The organism is Paractinoplanes polyasparticus, assembly GCF_019710575.1.
GTDB lineage: Bacteria > Actinomycetota > Actinomycetes > Mycobacteriales > Micromonosporaceae > Actinoplanes > Actinoplanes polyasparticus.
Map to the genome: position 1 here is coordinate 860,505 of NZ_JAHWFK010000001.1, position 14,392 is coordinate 874,896.

Below are 14,392 nucleotides of genomic sequence, written 5' to 3' on the forward strand. Positions count from 1 at the left end.
TCTGCCGCACGAAGAGAGCCGCGCCCGTCCGAGCGACGAGCGCGGCTCCCTTCTGTCAGGCCAGGCTGACCCGGCGGTCGATCCCGATCGCGTCCAGGAACCGCTCGTCGTGGCTGACGACCACAAACGCTCCCCGGTACGCCGTGAGGGCCGACTCGAGCCGGCCGACGCTCTCGAGGTCGAGGTTGTTGGTCGGCTCGTCGAGCAGCAGCAACTGAGGCGCAGGCTCGGCGAACAGCACGCACACCAGCGTCGCCCGCAGCCGCTCGCCGCCCGAGAGCATCCGCACCGGCAGATGGGCCCGATCGCCGCGGAACAGGAACCGGGCCAGCAGGTTCATCCGCTCGGCGTCGGCCAGCGCCGGGGCCGAGCGGGCCAGGTTCTGCGCCACCGTCAGCTCGCCGTCGAGCAGGTCGAGGCGCTGCGACAGGTACGCCACCCGGCCCTCCGCCCGCGCGGCGGTGCCCGCGCTCGGCTGCTGGTCGCCGCTGATCAGGCGCATCAGCGTCGACTTGCCGGCGCCGTTCGGCCCGACCAGGGCGATCCGCTCCGGCCCACGGATGATCAGGTCGATGCCCGCGCCGGGGAAGACCGGCCGCCCGTCGTACGTGGCCTGCAGCCCCGTACCCGTGAAGACCGTGCGCCCGGCCGGCACCGCCGTTCCGGGCAGGTCGATGACGATCCGGTCACCCTGCCGGGCCGCCCAGCTCGCCTCGTCGTAGCGGGCCTGCGCATCGACCACCCGGGACGCGTGGACGTCGTTCGAGCGGGCCGCCGAGACCTGGGCGCTGTTCTTGAGGTTGCCCGCGTGGATCCGGGCCAGGCCCGCGCTGCCCAGGTTGCGGGCGGCGGTCGACTGCCGCCGGGCAGTGCGCTCACGGGCCTGCTGCATCTCCCGCTTCTGCCGTTTCAGGTCCTGCTCGGCGTTGCGCACCTGCCGTTCGGCGACCTCACGTTCGGCTTCCACGGCTTCCGCGTACGCGGTGAAGTTGCCCCCGTACCAGCGGACCTCACCGTGCTCGAGGGCGGCGATGCGGTCCATCTCGTCGAGCAACGCCCGGTCGTGGCTGACCACGAGCAGGCACCCGGCGAACGTCCGCAGCACCGCGGTGAGCCGCTCGCGGGCCTCGCCGTCGAGGTTGTTGGTCGGCTCGTCGAGCAGCAGCACGTCCGGCCGCTTGAGCAGTTGCGCGGCCAGCCCGAGCGACACCACCTGACCGCCGCTGAGCGTGCCGAGCCGCCGGTCGAGGGCCACGTCACCGAGGCCGAGCCGGTCGAGTTCGGCCCGGCTGCGCTCCTCGACGTCCCAGTCGGCGCCGACCGTGGCGAAGTGCTCCTCGGTGGCGTCGCCGGCCTCGATGGCGTGCAGCGCGGCGACCGTACGGTCGACCCCGAGCACCTGGGCGACCGACTGCTCCGAGGCGAAGGGCAGGTGCTGGGGCAGATAGCCGAGCACGCCGCCGACGGTGACCGTGCCGCCGGTGGGCGTCAGCTCGCCGGCGATCAGCCGCAGCAGCGTGGACTTGCCGGTGCCGTTGGCCGCGACCAGGCCGTTGCGCCCGGCCGGCGCCGACACCGTCAGGTCGTCGAAGACCGGGGTGTCGTCGGGCCAGGAAAAGGACAGGGAGGTGCAGACGACAAAAGCGTCGGACATGAAGAGCTCCGTGAAGAAGGCCGCCGGGCCGTGTGGGCCGGGCGGAAGACAGCGAGGGACGACGTGGACCGGGGACCTCACCCGGAGATGTCGTCGTCGCCTGCCATCTGCCTGCTCCTGCTCTCGGAAGACTGCGGCGAGTTTAGCTCGCGACCCGCCGGTACGCATGGAAATTGATGTCCCGCCGGTGCTGGAAGCCCATGGCGAGGTAGAGCCGGATCGCCCCGGTGTTGGTGCCCGCCGCGTGCAGGAACGGCGTCTCGCCGCGCTCGCGGACGGCCGCCGCGACCGCCCGGACCAGCCGGGCGGCCAGGCCCTGACCACGGAACGCGGGGTCGGTGCAGACGGCGCTGATCTCGGCCCAGCCCGGCGGGCGCATCCGCTCCCCCGCCATCGCGACCAGCGCGCCCTCGCGCCGGATGCCCAGATAGGTGCCGAGCTCGCGGGTGCGCGGCCCGAACGGCCCGGGTTTCGTGCGCGCCACGAGGTCGAGCATCTCGGGCACGTCCGCCGCGGTCAGCCGCACGGCCTCGGGGTCGGGCGCGGCGGTCAGATCTTCGCCGGTGAGCTGCACGCCGACGCCACCGCCGGTCCTTTCCCAACCGGGCATCGTGCCGTCGGCGGCGGCGGGCATCCACACCTCGCCGCCGGGACCGGCCAGCTCGGCCAGATCGGCCCAGGCGGCCGGGTCGGCGGCATCGGCCACGGCGGCGAACGGCGAGACGTCCGGCAGGTAGCGGGCAGCTCGGCCGCGCGCCTCGGCGAAGGTCTTCTGGCCGTGGGTCAGCGCCGTCCACGCGGGATTGTCGAGCACGGCCCGGTCCACGGTTGTCATGCGGTCTTTCCTATCGCGCGGACGGTGGGCCGCGCAGCGATTGTGAGCGGGCGCATAGCGCCTGTCTGCGATGCTCCGTGGCGGCCCCGAGCCGTATTCCGTCCCGCGTCGGACGCCGCCGGTCCGACGTCAGAGTATGAGGTGCACGTCGCCGAACTCGTGCCACCGGTAGCGCTCGCGCAATGCCTCGGCGTAGGCCGCCCGCAGTGCGTCCTCACCGGCCACGGCCGTGAGCATCTTGAGGTGTGAGGCACGCGGCTCGTGCAAGCCCGTGAGCAGCCCGTCGACCGACCGCACGACATGATCGGGCTCGATGACCAGCGAGGTCCAGCCCGATGCGGGCCCGGCGGCGGCCGATTCCAGCGCCCGCACCACCGTCGTCCCGACGGCGATCACGCGGTGCCCCGCCGACCGCACGTGGTTCATCAGGCGGACGGTCGACGCGGGGACCCGGTACCACTCCGGGTAGGGCGGCTCGTCGGCCTCGGGCGACGCCACCCCGGTGTGCAGGGTGACCGGCGCGACCAGCACGCCCCGGCCGGCCAGTTCAGCCAGCACCCGGCCGGTCAGCGGTCGCCCGGCGCTCGGCATCTCGGCGCTGCCGGGCTCGGTCGCGTACGCGTTCTGATAGACGTGCAACGGCCAGTCCCGGTCGGTGTAGCTGTAGCGGATCGGCCGCCCGTGCCGCGTCAGGTATTCCACGCGGCCCGCGCCGACCGCGGGGGTCGCCGCCCACAACCGCGCCGTGAACGGGCGGACCAGCGTCAGCGAGCCGCCCGGCACCTCGAGCCGGAGCCCGGCCCGGGCCGGGGCGTCGCGCACCTCGACCAGCCAGCTGCCGTCGGCCTGCTCGGTCGAGACGTGCAGGCGTACGCCCGAAGCGTCGATCGCCGACGGCAACGTCGCCGAGTTGTTGACCACCAGCAGGTCGCCCGGGCCGAGCAGGCGCGGCAGCTCGGTGAACCGGTGGTGGCTGATCGCGCTCCCCCGGCTCACCATCAGCCGGACGCCGTCGCGGGTCAGGCCGCGGGCCTCCACCGGCTCGCGTGCCTCGAGTCCGGTCGGCAGCTCGAAGTCGACGACCGTCATCGGGCGACGTACCTTCCCGAGGCCGGCCGCTCGTCGACCAGCTTCACGAAGTACGGCACGACCGTTTCCGGCAGCGGCCGATCCGAGATGTCCTCGCCGGGGAACGCCTCTTGCTGCAACCGCGTCCGCAGGTCGCCCGGATCCACCGACCACACCCGCAGCTCCGGCTCCTCCTTGGCCAGCACCGCACTCGCGTGGTCGAGCGCGGCCTTCGCGGCGCCGTAACCACCCCAGCCCTCGTACGCCTCGACGGCCGCGTCGGAGCTGATGTTCAGCACGGCCCCGGCGTCCGAGAGCCGCAGCTGTGGCAGCACGAGCTGAGTCAGCGCGATCGGCGCGAGCACGTTGACCTCGAACGTCTCGAGCAGCGCGGGCAGCGGGAAGTCAGCCAGCGGGGGCGGCGGGCTGCCGCCCAACGTGGACGCGTTGTTCACCAGCAGGTCGGCCCCGCCGAGCTTCGAGGCGGCCTCGGCCAGTTCGGCGCGGTGGTCGTCGTCGACGACGTCGCCCGCTATCGCCACCACGGTTGTCACCCGGCCGAGTTCCGCGGCCACCACCTCCAGGTCCTTTCCGGTACGGGCATCGATGACCAGGGCCCAACCGGCGCCGGCCAGCGTGCGGGCGAGGGCGGCGCCGAGCCCCTGGGAAGCGCCGGTGATCACGGCTGTGTTCGTCATGCCCCGACCCTGCCCGCTCCGGCGGCCCGCGGCGTCGGACCCAGGTCGCCTCTTGAGCACGACCTTGGTCCTAGGACCGTGGCCCGAGGCGGCCGGCCCAGCTCGTGGCTATGGTGGGCCCGTGACCGCCGCCGACCAGCTCAACACCGCACGCCGCCTCTCCGCGGCCGTGCTGGCGGTCAGCGACCAGCTCACCGTGCCCGAGGTGCTGCAGACGATCGTCGACACGGCCCGCGAGCTCGCCGCAGCGCAGTACGCCGCGCTCGGCGTGCCCGACGACGACGGCTCGTTCGCCCAGTTCCTCGTCTCCGGTGTCTCCCCCGCGCAGCAGGCCGCCATCGGCCCGCTGCCCCGCCAGCACGGCTTCCTCGCGGTGATGCTGCGCGAGCCGGTCGTCCAGCGTCTCGACGACATCCGGGCCGACCCGCGGTTCGACTGGTGGCCCCGGGCCCATCCCGTCCTCGAGGCGTTCCTGGGCGTCCCGATCATGAACGGCGACGAGATCCTGGGCGCGCTCTATCTGGCCAACAAGCCCGGCGGCTTCACCGCCCACGACGAGGAGCTGGTGCGGGTGCTGGCCGCGCACGCGGCGATCGCGCTCACCCACGCCCGGCTCTACGCGCGCAGCCGCGAGCTGACCATCGCCGAGGAACGCGCCCGCATCGCTCACGACCTGCACGACGCGGTGGCCCAGCGCCTGTTCGGGCTGCGGCTGACCGCGCAGGCGGCCGACCTGCTCATCGACCGCGACCCGGCCGCCGCCCGGGCCCGGCTGGCCGAGGTCACCGCGCTGGCCCGCGAGGCAGCCGAGGAGCTGCACGCGGCCGTGCTCGAACTGCGGCCGGCCCGGCTCGACGAAGACGGCCTGCCCGACGTGCTGCGCAAGCAGGTGCAGATCCTCGACCGGGCCTCGGGCGCCGACGGCCCCCGCCTGCACTACACAGAGGACGATCCGCCCGTGCTGTCCCCGGCGCAGCAGGCGGTGGTGCTGCGCGTCGCCCAAGAAGCGTTGCACAACGCCGTGCGCCACGCCGGCGCCCACGTCATCCGGGTCAGCCTGGCCCGGCTGGGGTCGTGCGGCGTGCGCCTCGAGGTCGCCGACGACGGCGCCGGTTTCGACGTCGCCGCCACCCTCAAGGCCGGGCGCAGTCTGGGCCTGCGGTCGATGCGCGACCGGGCCTGCTCGGTCCGCGGCCACACCGTCTTCACGTCGACGCCCGGTCAGGGCACGGCGGTGCTCCTGGAGGTGCCCGGTGACTGAGATCCGGGTGCTGATCGTCGACGACCATCCCGCCGTACGCCGGGGGTTGCGCACCTTTCTCGAACTGGCGGCCGACCTGCGGGTGACCGGCGAGGCCGCGGACGGCCCGACCGCGATCGACCTGGTCGAGCAGACGGCGCCCGACGTGGTGCTGCTCGACATGGTGCTGCCCGGCATGGACGGTGTGGGCGTGCTGCGCGAACTGGCCCGCCGCGCCCTGCCCGCGAAGGTCCTGGTCGTCACGAGCTTCACCGACCGCGCCCGCCTGCTGCCCGCCGTCCGCGCCGGCGCCCGCGGCTACCTCTCCAAGGACGTCGACCCGCAGGCCCTGGTCGCGGCCGTGCGCTCGGTGCACGCCGGCCACCTGCTGCTCGAACCGGAGGTCGCCACCACCCTGCTGGGCGCCCCGGCCGACACCCCCGCGCTGACGGCCCGCGAGCGGGACGTGCTGGCGCTGATCGCCGACGGCCGCTCCAACCGCGAGATCGCCCGTGCCCTGGTGGTGGCCGAAAAGACGGTGAAGACCCACGTCTCCAGCATCCTGATGAAGCTGGGCCTGGCCGACCGCACCCAGGCCGCTCTGCACGCCGTCCGCACGGGCATCGTCCCGCGCGACTCCGGCCACGGCTGACCCGCGGTGCCGATCGTGCCGGGGCTTTGTCAGGTCCGCTGGGCGATGACGCGGGTGAAGCCGAGGTGACGGCCGGTGTCGGCCCGCAGCATCGCCACCTCCCGGGGAACGAGCCGCCGGGGGGTGTCGTTGTCGGTCGTCTCCAGGACGGCTTCGCTCCAGTCCAGCCAGTCGCGCCACCCGTCCTCCAGGAAGTCGGCGCGCACGTCCTGGACCACGCCGCTGCGGCTCCACAACCGCTGCCACCAGGCCGGCGAGTGGAAGGTCCAGAAATCCGGTTCCCAGTACGGCTCGAGGTGATCCGGCAGCCCGTCGTCGAATTCCGTGGTCAGCCCGGGCACCGCGATGCCGATGTGGCCGCCGGGAGCCAGGAAACGGCTCAGGTAGGGCAGGTACAGCGCGTCGGTGCCGAAGTAGTGGTAGGCGTCGACGCTGACGATGGCGTCGAAGTAACCCTCGGCGAACGGCAGGTCATGTGCTTCGGCCAGCAGCGGGGTGACGAGCTTGCCCTGGCCCGCGGCGTCGATCCGGCGCCAGTTCTCGCCGGGCTTGATCCAGAGGTCGGCGGCGACGACCTGGACGTCGAACTCCTTCGCCAGGAAGATCGAGGTGATGGCCCGGCCGCAACCGAGGTCGAGCACGCGGGCGCCGGGCGCGAGGCCGAGTCCGGAGCACAGCCATTCGAGCAGCCACAGAGCACTCGGGCCCATCCAGTTCTCGATCATCCACCGGGGGCCGTAGCCGGCGCTCCGGGGGAACCGTGGCCGGCTCAGTCGCTGCTTCAGATCGTCGGTCATCGGGGCAGGGTGGCAGCCCCGGCCCGCGATGTCGATCGATTTGCGGCCGGGAGGATCCGCGCGGACGGCTGGCTCCAGCACTGGGCAGCGGCTCCCGCGACGCCGGCCCATTGATCAGCGAAGACGACCTGGGACCGGACCGCAGGCGCACAAACCACCGGCGCCCGCCTCCGCGTCGCGGGACGGGCGCCGGATCGTGCGACGGCTACCAGCGCAGGAAGTTGTCCTGGGTCTGGGCGTTGAAGGTGTCGGTGCGGAAGAACTTGGCGATGTTCGTGCGGTAGTCCTTGAGCTCGAGCACGTCGACGCCCTTGGTGATGTCGTTCGAGTAGATGTAGCCGTTGTACCAGTAGGCGGACCACGAGCCGCCGCCGGTGAGGGTGCTCAGGGAGAGCGGGCCGCGCTCCCAGTAGGCGATCTCCTTGGGCTTGCGGGAGTCGGTGAAGTCCCAGACCGAGATGCCGCCGAGGTACCAGGCCTGGACCATGATGTCGCGGCCGGGCACCGGGATCAACGAGCCGTTGTGGGCCACGCAGACCTCGGTGTCGGCGTTGTAGCGCGGGATCTTGAAGTAGCTGCGGAAGACCAGCTTGCGCTTGTTGCCGTGGCCGACGATGTCGTAGATGGCGTCGGCGCCGCGGTTGGGGCCGACGGTCGCGTTGCACGTGGCCGCGCCGCCGCCGCCGAGCTCGTCGGTGAAGACGACCTTGCTGCCGTTGTTGTTGAACGTGGCCGAGTGCCAGAACGCGAAGTTGACCTCGTCGCGGACCGTGTTGATGATCCGGGGCTTGACCCTGTCCGAGATGTCGAACAGGACGCCGTCACCCATGCAGGCGCCGGCGGCGAGGTTCTTCTCGGCGTACACGGTGATGTCGTGGCAGCCCGTGGTGGCGGAGCCTCGCTCACTGCCGGGGAAGCCGCCGTCGGGGAAGACGACCGGCGTGGCGACCACGGCCGCGGCCGTCGGGTTGCGCACGGGCACCTTGACGATCGAGATCTTGTCGTGCGGCAGCGCGCAGTTGGGCAGGTCGACGCCGGCCAGGTTGTACGACGAGATGTACAGGTAGACGTTCTTCTCGCCGCGCTTGCCGGGGACCAGCGTCTGCGTGTGCGAACCGCAGTCGGTCTTGACGGACTTCAGGTACTTCGGCGTCAGCGGGTTGCTGATATCGAAGATCTTGATGCCTTCCCAGCGCTCGCCGGGCACGGCGGCCGTGGAGGCCGCGTTGACGCAGGTGTCGTTCGTACGCTGCGAGTCGGTGCCGACGAAGAGCAGGTTGCCGCTGACCGAGATGTCGTTCTGCGAGCCCGGGCAGAGCACCTGAGCGGCCACCGTCGGCGCCTTGGGGTTCTTGACGTCGTAGACGTAGAACCCGTCGTAGTTGCCGCCGTACGCGTACCGGCCCTGGAACGCCCAGTCCGTGTTGGTGCCGGTGAGCGGGCCGGACTTGTCGAGGTGAGCGACCTGCTTGAGGTTCGGGCTGCTGACGATCTCGTCGATGCCCGGTATCGTGTTGCCACCGACGGGTGTCTGCGCCGCGCTGCTCCCCGGAGCTGTCAGCAGGCCGGTGATCAGTGCGAAGGCACTGACTGCGGCCAGGCGCTTGAGCATCCGCCCTCGTGGGGCAGTGTGCTTCATGGGTCTCCCTCCCTGGACGCTTCGTGCGGCGAGGTGGCGACGCACGATGCGTATTCACTTTTGTCGTTACAGTAGTGGCCGCGGGCGGTTCCGGGAACATCTTTGATGATCGATAGTGGAGGACCGGTGGGTCGGGTCAGGACATCGACACTCGTCGCGGCTGTGGTCGTCCTCGCGGGCGCCGTGACCTTGGCGGTGGCGGCCCGCATGGGCTCCGACGGCTCGGCGGCGGCGCCCCGTCCGAGTGTCAGCGCGGCCCCGCCGCATCGCGTCGTGCTGCCGGGCGCGCCCGGCGACGAGGCCGTCGTGAGCGACTCCGACAGCGTCAAGGCGCCCGACGGGTCCACCTACAACGCCATCGACACCACGTTCGTCCAGATGATGATCGTCCACCATCAGCAGGCGATCGAGATGGCGAAGCTCGCGCCCGAGCGCGCCGCCAACCAGCGCCTCGGCGGGCTGGCCGACCGGATCGGCGACGCCCAGCCGTTCGAGATCAATTTCCTGCGTACGTGGCTGAAGGAACGAAACCTGCCGGAGACCGACCCCAAGCACGATCACGGGTCGATGCCGGGCATGCAGAGCGACGCCGACATGGCCGCCCTGGCCGCCAGCACCGGCGCCGCGTTCGACACCAGGTTCGCCACGATGATGACCGACCACCACCGGGGCGCGCTCAGCATGGCGGCCGACGTGATCAAGGGCGGCAGCGACGAGAAGCTGCGCGAGGTGGCCAACGAGATGGCCGTGGAACAGGGAAGTGAGATCCGGCGCCTGGCGCAAGTGACCGCCGGGTAACGTGTCGCCATGCGTACGGCATTGACCGACCTGCTCGGTGTCGAGCACCCCGTCGTCGGCTTCAACCGATCCCCCGCCGTGGTCGCGGCGGTCACCAACGCGGGCGGCTTCGGCGTGCTCGCCGCCTCGGTCTACGGCCCCGAGGAACTCGACGCCCAGCTCACCTGGATCGAAGAGCAGGTCGAGGGCAAGCCGTACGGGGTCGACCTGCTGGTCCCCGAGAAGTTCGTGCCCGGCGACCCGGCCGACCTGGTCGCCAGCATGCGGGCCCAGATCCCCGACGAGCACTTCGCGTTCGTCCGCGGCCTGCTCGAGAAGTACGACATCCCGCCCGCCCCGACCGTCGATCATCAGCAGGTCGCGGCCTCGCTGACCACGCCGGGCGCGATCGCGCTGCTGGACACCGCGTTCAAGCACCGCATCGCGCTGATCGCCAGCGCGCTCGGCACCCCGCCGCCCGAGCTGGTGGCCCGGGCCAAGGAGCTCGGGGTCGTGACGGCGGCGCTGGTCGGGCAGGCCCGGCACGCCGAGCGGCAGATCGCGGCCGGCGTCGACGTGCTGGTCGCGCAGGGCACCGAGGCCGGCGGGCACACCGGCACGATCGCCACGATGGTGCTCACCCCCGAGATCGTCGACATCGCCGGGGAACGGCCGGTGCTCGCCGCGGGCGGCATCGCGGACGGGCGGCAGATGGCGGCGGCGCTCGCGCTCGGTGCGGCCGGCGTGTGGTGCGGATCGGTCTGGCTCTCGAGCGCCGAGGACGTCGCGGTGCAGGCGATCAAGAGCAAGTTCCTGGCCGCGAGCTCGGCCGACACGTTGCGCTCACCCACCCGTACCGGAAAGCCGGCCCGCCAGCTGCGGACAGCCTGGCACGACGAGTGGGCGGCGCCGGGCAGCCCGGCCCCGCTGCCGCTGCCCCTGCAGCCGATGCTCGTCGACGAGGCGTGGCAGCGGATCGACGCAGCGGCCGAGGCCGGGCACGAGGGCGCGCTGAAGCTCGAGTCGTTCTTCGTCGGGCAGGTCGTCGGGTCGTTCCGCGACATCCGGCCGGCCGGCGAGATCACCCGCACCATGGCGGCCGAGTGCGCGGCGCGGATCCGCGAGCTCGCCGAGCGTCTGTGATGGTCGATTCCCGCACGCCGGTGCTGGTCGGCGTGGGTCAGGTGTCGGAGCGGCTCGACTCGCCGGGGTATCGGGCGCGCTCGCCGGTCGACCTGGCCGCTGACGCGGCGCGGGCGGCGCTGGCCGACGCGGGCGTGGACGCGCCGGCGGTCGACACGGTTGCCGGCGTGCCGCAGTTCGAGATCTCGCTGCCGTGGGCGGTGCCGCTGCTGGGGTGCTCCGACAACTTTCCGCGTTCGGTGGCTGCACGGCTCGGGGCCACGCCGCGGCGGGCGGTGCTCGAGGTGGGTGGCGGGCAGGCGCCGCAGCATCTGGTGAACGAGTTCGCGGCGGAGATCGCGGCCGGCCGGGCCGATGTGGTGCTGCTGTTCGGATCCGAGGCGATCTCGACGATCACGGCGCTGGCCGCGGCCGGGTCGCCGCCCGATTTCACCGAGAGCCCGGGCGGATCGCTCGAGTCGCGCGGGCACGGGCTCGACGGGATCGTGTCGATGCACCACGTGGCGCACGGGCTGTCGGACACGCCGTCGCAGTACGCGCTCATCGAGAACGCGCGGCGGGCCCGGCTGAAGATGTCCCGGGACGACTACGCGATGGCCATCGGGGAACTGTTCTCGCCGTTCACCGCAGTGGCGGCGGACAATCCGCACGCGGCGGCGCCGGTGTTCCGCGACGCCGTTTCGCTGGTGACTCCCGGTGCCGCCAACCGGCCGATCGCCGATCCGTACACGCGCTATGTGGTGGCGCGCGAGAAGGTGAATCAGGGGGCGGCGGTCCTGCTGATGTCGGCCGGGGCGGCGCGGCGGCTCGGCGTACCGGAAAGCAGTTGGGTGTTTCTGGCCGGGCACGCCGATCTGCGGGAGCGGAATCTGCTGGAACGGGCCGACTACGGCACTTCACCGGCCGCGGCCCGGGCGGCGCAGCACGCTCTCGAGACAGCGGAGATCTCCAGTTCGGACCTGACGGCGATCGACCTCTACAGCTGTTACGCGGCACCGGTTTTCATCGTTGCCGAGGCCCTGGGAATTGCGGTGAACGACGCCCGCGGGCTCACGGTGACCGGTGGGCTGCCGTTCTTCGGCGGGCCGGGCAACAACTATTCGATGCACGCCATCGCCTCGGTGGTCGAACGGGTGCGGTCGGCGCCGGGCTCGTACGGATTCGTCGGGGCCAACGGCGGCATCATGAGCAAACACTCGACGGGCGTCTACACCACCATTCCGTACGCCTTCCGCTCGTCCCGCAGCGAGCAGATCCAAGCGGAACTGGACGCTGTGCCCGCGCCCGCCGAGGCTTTGTCGGCCGACGGCCCGGCCGTCATCGAGACATACACGGTGAAACACCTGCGCGACGGCCGCCGCGAGGGAATCGTGCTCGGCCGCCTGGAGGACGACGGCCGCCGTTTCGTGGCCCGCGCCGACGCGGTTCTCGAGCTGCTCACCGAGGGCGAACCGATCGGCGAGCGGGTGACGGCACGCTCCACGGCCGACGGAAACGTTATCGTGCCCCGGTGACCGCCACCGCCACCTCCGAGCTCTCGTCGTCGTTCGCCCTGGGCGAGCTGAGCTCGTTCATCGCCTTCGTCGGCGCGGCCGGCGCCATCGTCCTGCTGCTGCGGCCCGCCACCCGCCTGGCGCTGACCCGACGCCGTACCCCGCCGGCCGGAGCTCAGGACTGAGCGTCGCTTGCAACGGGCTTTAGGCCGGGCGCAAGCGGATCGCAAGCGGACCGGGTGAACCTCTCCTCCGAAACGTATGGAGGAGAGAAGACATGTCTCGCTTGCTTGGTCGGCTCGGAGGGGCAGCGGCCGCGCACCCCTGGCGCACGATCGGCGCCTGGGTGGTGGCCCTGGTAGCCCTCACCGGCCTGTCGCTGACCGTCGGCGGCACGCCGCGCGACGACTACAACATTCCCGGCACGCAGTCGCAGGCCGGCACCGAGTTCCTGCGGCAGCATCTTCCGCAGATGTCGGGGACCGACGCGCGCGTCGTCGTGCACTCGGATCGGCCGATCGATCCCGCGTCGCTCGAGGCGCTGCGAGGTCGCCTGGCCGAGGTCGACGGGGCGGCGATCGTCGCGCCGGCCCGGATCTCGGCCGACGGCGACACCGCGCTCATCGGCGTCCAGTACGACATCCCGGTCACCGACTTCCGGGGCGCCGAGGGCATCGACGCGCTCCGCTCGGCGGCCGCGCCGCTGGTCGAGAACGGCCTGCAGGTGGAGTTCGGCGGGCAGGTCGCCGAGAACGTCCAGGCCCCCAGCGGTACGGCCGAGTTGGTGGGCATCGTCGCCGCGCTCGTGATTCTGGCGTTCGCGTTGGGGTCGGTCGTGGCGGCCGGGCTGCCGATCGCCGTCGCCGTCGCCGGGCTGGCGGGCAGCGCGGCGCTCATCGCCCTGGCGGAGCGGGTCACCGACGTCAGTTCCATCGCGCCGACGATCGCGACGATGGTCGGCCTCGGTGTGGGCATCGACTACGCGTTGCTGCTGGTCGCCCGGCACGTCGAAGGCCTGCGGGCGGGTCTGACGCCTCGGGCGGCGGCCGCCGCGGCCAACGCGACGGCGGGCGTGTCCGTGGTCGTGGCCGGGCTGACCGTGCTGGTCTCGTTGTTCGGCCTGAAGCTGTCCACGCTGCCCACGTACTCGTCGTTCGGCTATGCGACGTTCTTCGCGGTCACGGCGGTCATGGCGGCGGCGCTCACCCTGGTTCCGGCGCTCTGCGGTCTGGCCGGCCACCGCGTCCTGCCCCGTGCTTCGCGCGGCGGTTCCCGCCCGCCGGCCGGGCCCACCTTCACGGCTCGGTGGGCGGCTGCGGTGTGCCGGCGGCCGGGGCTCGCGGCGGTGGCCTCCCTGATCGTCCTGGCCGTGCTGGCCGCGCCGATGCTGGGCATGCGCACCTGGCCCCAGGACGCGGGCAGCATGCCGGAATCGCACACCACCCGCAAGGCGTACGACCTGGTGGCGGCCGAGTTCGGAGCGGGCGCCAACGGCCCGCTGATCGTCGTGGCCGACCTGGCGAAGGCCCCCGATCTGGGGGCGCTCTCGGCGGCCCTGCGCGCCCAGCCCGGCGTGGCCTCGGTGGCGCCGCCGACGGTCGAGGGCGGCGCGGCGGTCATCGTGGTCGAGCCGGCCACCGGCCCGCAGGACGAGGCGACCACCGGCCTGCTGCGCCGGCTACGTGCGGACGTGCTGCCCAGCGGCGTGCTTGTGACCGGCTTGGTCGCGGTGTTCGCCGACATCTCGGACCGGCTGGCCGACCGGCTGTGGATCGTGGTCGCGTTCGTGGTCGCGTTGTCACTCGTGCTGCTGACTGTGTTGTTCCGCGCCCCCGTGGTGGCCGTCAAGGCTGCGGTCATGAACCTGCTGTCGGTCGGGGCCGCGTACGGGGTGCTGACCTTGATCTTCCAGAACGACGCCACCGCGCGGCTGGTCGGCCTGCCCCATGCCGTTTCGGTGTCGAGCTGGGTGCCGGTGCTGCTCTTCACGGTGCTGTTCGGCCTGTCGATGGACTACGAGGTGTTCCTGCTGTCGCGGGTTCGCGAGGACTGGCTGCGCACCCGCGACGCCCAGGGGAGCGTGATCCGCGGCCTCTCCGCCAGCGGCCGGGTGATCAGCAGCGCGGCCGCCATCATGGTCGCGGTGTTCACCGGCTTCGCCCTCGACCCCGACGTGACCGTCAAGATGATCGGCCTGGGCATGGCCACAGCGGTGCTCATCGACGCCACGATCGTCCGGCTGGTGCTGGTCCCGGCCACGATGACCCTGCTGGGCCGGGCCAACTGGTGGCTCCCACCCCTCCTCGACCGCATCCTGCCCCACGTCGAGGCCGAGCCTGATGCACCGGAACCGGTCCGACACCCGGAGCTGGTCGGCTGACCTCCACCAGGCAGGC

General features: G+C 72.1%; 13 protein-coding genes. 7 read left to right on the forward strand and 6 right to left on the reverse strand.

Going from position 1 to position 14,392, the window contains the following annotated elements; translation table 11 throughout:
* Positions 1-55 precede the first annotated feature (55 nt).
* The 4 genes from KXC43_RS04650 to KXC43_RS04665 form a co-directional block, all read right to left on the reverse strand.
* Positions 56-1,654, reverse strand: coding sequence for an ABC-F family ATP-binding cassette domain-containing protein (locus tag KXC43_RS04650; RefSeq protein WP_221374601.1), 1,599 nt, complete (start codon positions 1,652-1,654; stop codon positions 56-58).
* A 142-nt stretch (positions 1,655-1,796) separates the two neighbouring features.
* Positions 1,797-2,489 (reverse strand): GNAT family N-acetyltransferase, encoded by a 693-nt coding sequence (locus KXC43_RS04655; RefSeq protein ID WP_221374602.1) that lies wholly within the window; start codon positions 2,487-2,489, stop codon positions 1,797-1,799.
* 129 nt (positions 2,490-2,618) lie between these two features.
* Complete coding sequence (locus KXC43_RS04660) at positions 2,619-3,578, reverse strand: S-adenosylmethionine:tRNA ribosyltransferase-isomerase (protein WP_221374603.1); 960 nt, start codon at positions 3,576-3,578, stop codon at positions 2,619-2,621.
* Entirely contained in the window at positions 3,575-4,255 is a 681-nt protein-coding gene (locus tag KXC43_RS04665; protein ID WP_255643355.1) for an SDR family NAD(P)-dependent oxidoreductase, read from the reverse strand. Before KXC43_RS04665 ends, KXC43_RS04660 begins: the two co-directional genes overlap by 4 nt.
* Before the next feature lie 121 nt (positions 4,256-4,376).
* Here KXC43_RS04665 and KXC43_RS04670 point away from each other — a divergent pair, with 121 nt between their 5' ends.
* The gene (locus tag KXC43_RS04670; RefSeq protein WP_221374604.1) at positions 4,377-5,516 is read left to right on the forward strand and encodes a GAF domain-containing sensor histidine kinase; all 1,140 of its coding nucleotides are present in this window, start codon (positions 4,377-4,379) and stop codon (positions 5,514-5,516) included.
* Positions 5,509-6,147, forward strand: coding sequence for a response regulator (locus KXC43_RS04675; protein WP_308128952.1), 639 nt, complete (start codon positions 5,509-5,511; stop codon positions 6,145-6,147). The genes KXC43_RS04670 and KXC43_RS04675 overlap by 8 nt, the downstream gene beginning before the upstream one ends.
* Before the next feature lie 29 nt (positions 6,148-6,176).
* On the opposite strand, the gene KXC43_RS04680 is transcribed toward KXC43_RS04675, so the two are convergent.
* Both KXC43_RS04680 and KXC43_RS04685 read right to left on the reverse strand, forming a co-directional pair.
* The gene (locus KXC43_RS04680; RefSeq protein WP_221374605.1) at positions 6,177-6,944 is read right to left on the reverse strand and encodes an SAM-dependent methyltransferase; all 768 of its coding nucleotides are present in this window, start codon (positions 6,942-6,944) and stop codon (positions 6,177-6,179) included.
* Between the two features lie 205 nt (positions 6,945-7,149).
* A complete protein-coding gene (locus KXC43_RS04685; RefSeq protein WP_221374606.1) occupies positions 7,150-8,583 on the reverse strand; it encodes an LVIVD repeat-containing protein in 1,434 nt (477 codons plus the stop codon).
* 126 nt (positions 8,584-8,709) lie between these two features.
* On the opposite strand from KXC43_RS04685, the gene KXC43_RS04690 reads away from it, so the two are divergent.
* From KXC43_RS04690 to KXC43_RS04710, 5 genes are all read left to right on the forward strand, one after another.
* Positions 8,710-9,381: a DUF305 domain-containing protein gene (locus KXC43_RS04690; RefSeq protein WP_308128953.1), complete on the forward strand. Its 672-nt coding sequence runs from the start codon at positions 8,710-8,712 to the stop codon at positions 9,379-9,381.
* Between the two features lie 9 nt (positions 9,382-9,390).
* The gene (locus KXC43_RS04695; RefSeq protein ID WP_221374608.1) at positions 9,391-10,503 is read left to right on the forward strand and encodes an NAD(P)H-dependent flavin oxidoreductase; all 1,113 of its coding nucleotides are present in this window, start codon (positions 9,391-9,393) and stop codon (positions 10,501-10,503) included.
* On the forward strand, positions 10,503-12,017 hold the full coding sequence (locus tag KXC43_RS04700; protein WP_221374609.1) for an acetyl-CoA acetyltransferase: 1,515 nt from the start codon (positions 10,503-10,505) through the stop codon (positions 12,015-12,017). Before KXC43_RS04695 ends, KXC43_RS04700 begins: the two co-directional genes overlap by 1 nt.
* Positions 12,014-12,181, forward strand: a complete 168-nt coding sequence (locus tag KXC43_RS04705) for a hypothetical protein (RefSeq protein WP_221374610.1) — start codon at positions 12,014-12,016, stop codon at positions 12,179-12,181. Before KXC43_RS04700 ends, KXC43_RS04705 begins: the two co-directional genes overlap by 4 nt.
* Before the next feature lie 92 nt (positions 12,182-12,273).
* Positions 12,274-14,376, forward strand: a complete 2,103-nt coding sequence (locus tag KXC43_RS04710) for an MMPL family transporter (RefSeq protein WP_221374611.1) — start codon at positions 12,274-12,276, stop codon at positions 14,374-14,376.
* The last annotated feature ends 16 nt before the right edge of the window (positions 14,377-14,392 follow it).

Excerpts from the sequence above, each read along its gene's own strand:
- KXC43_RS04660 (WP_221374603.1), bottom strand. The coding sequence starts at position 3,578 with ATGACGGTCGTCGACTTCGAGCTGCCGACCGGACTCGAGGCACGCGAG.
- KXC43_RS04680 (WP_221374605.1), bottom strand. The coding sequence starts at position 6,944 with ATGACCGACGATCTGAAGCAGCGACTGAGCCGGCCACGGTTCCCCCGG.
- KXC43_RS04650 (WP_221374601.1), bottom strand. The coding sequence starts at position 1,654 with ATGTCCGACGCTTTTGTCGTCTGCACCTCCCTGTCCTTTTCCTGGCCC.
- KXC43_RS04655 (WP_221374602.1), bottom strand. The coding sequence starts at position 2,489 with ATGACAACCGTGGACCGGGCCGTGCTCGACAATCCCGCGTGGACGGCG.
- KXC43_RS04700 (WP_221374609.1), top strand. The coding sequence starts at position 10,503 with ATGGTCGATTCCCGCACGCCGGTGCTGGTCGGCGTGGGTCAGGTGTCG.
- KXC43_RS04695 (WP_221374608.1), top strand. The coding sequence starts at position 9,391 with ATGCGTACGGCATTGACCGACCTGCTCGGTGTCGAGCACCCCGTCGTC.
- KXC43_RS04685 (WP_221374606.1), bottom strand. The coding sequence starts at position 8,583 with ATGAAGCACACTGCCCCACGAGGGCGGATGCTCAAGCGCCTGGCCGCA.
- KXC43_RS04665 (WP_255643355.1), bottom strand. The coding sequence starts at position 4,255 with ATGACGAACACAGCCGTGATCACCGGCGCTTCCCAGGGGCTCGGCGCC.
- KXC43_RS04710 (WP_221374611.1), top strand. The coding sequence starts at position 12,274 with ATGTCTCGCTTGCTTGGTCGGCTCGGAGGGGCAGCGGCCGCGCACCCC.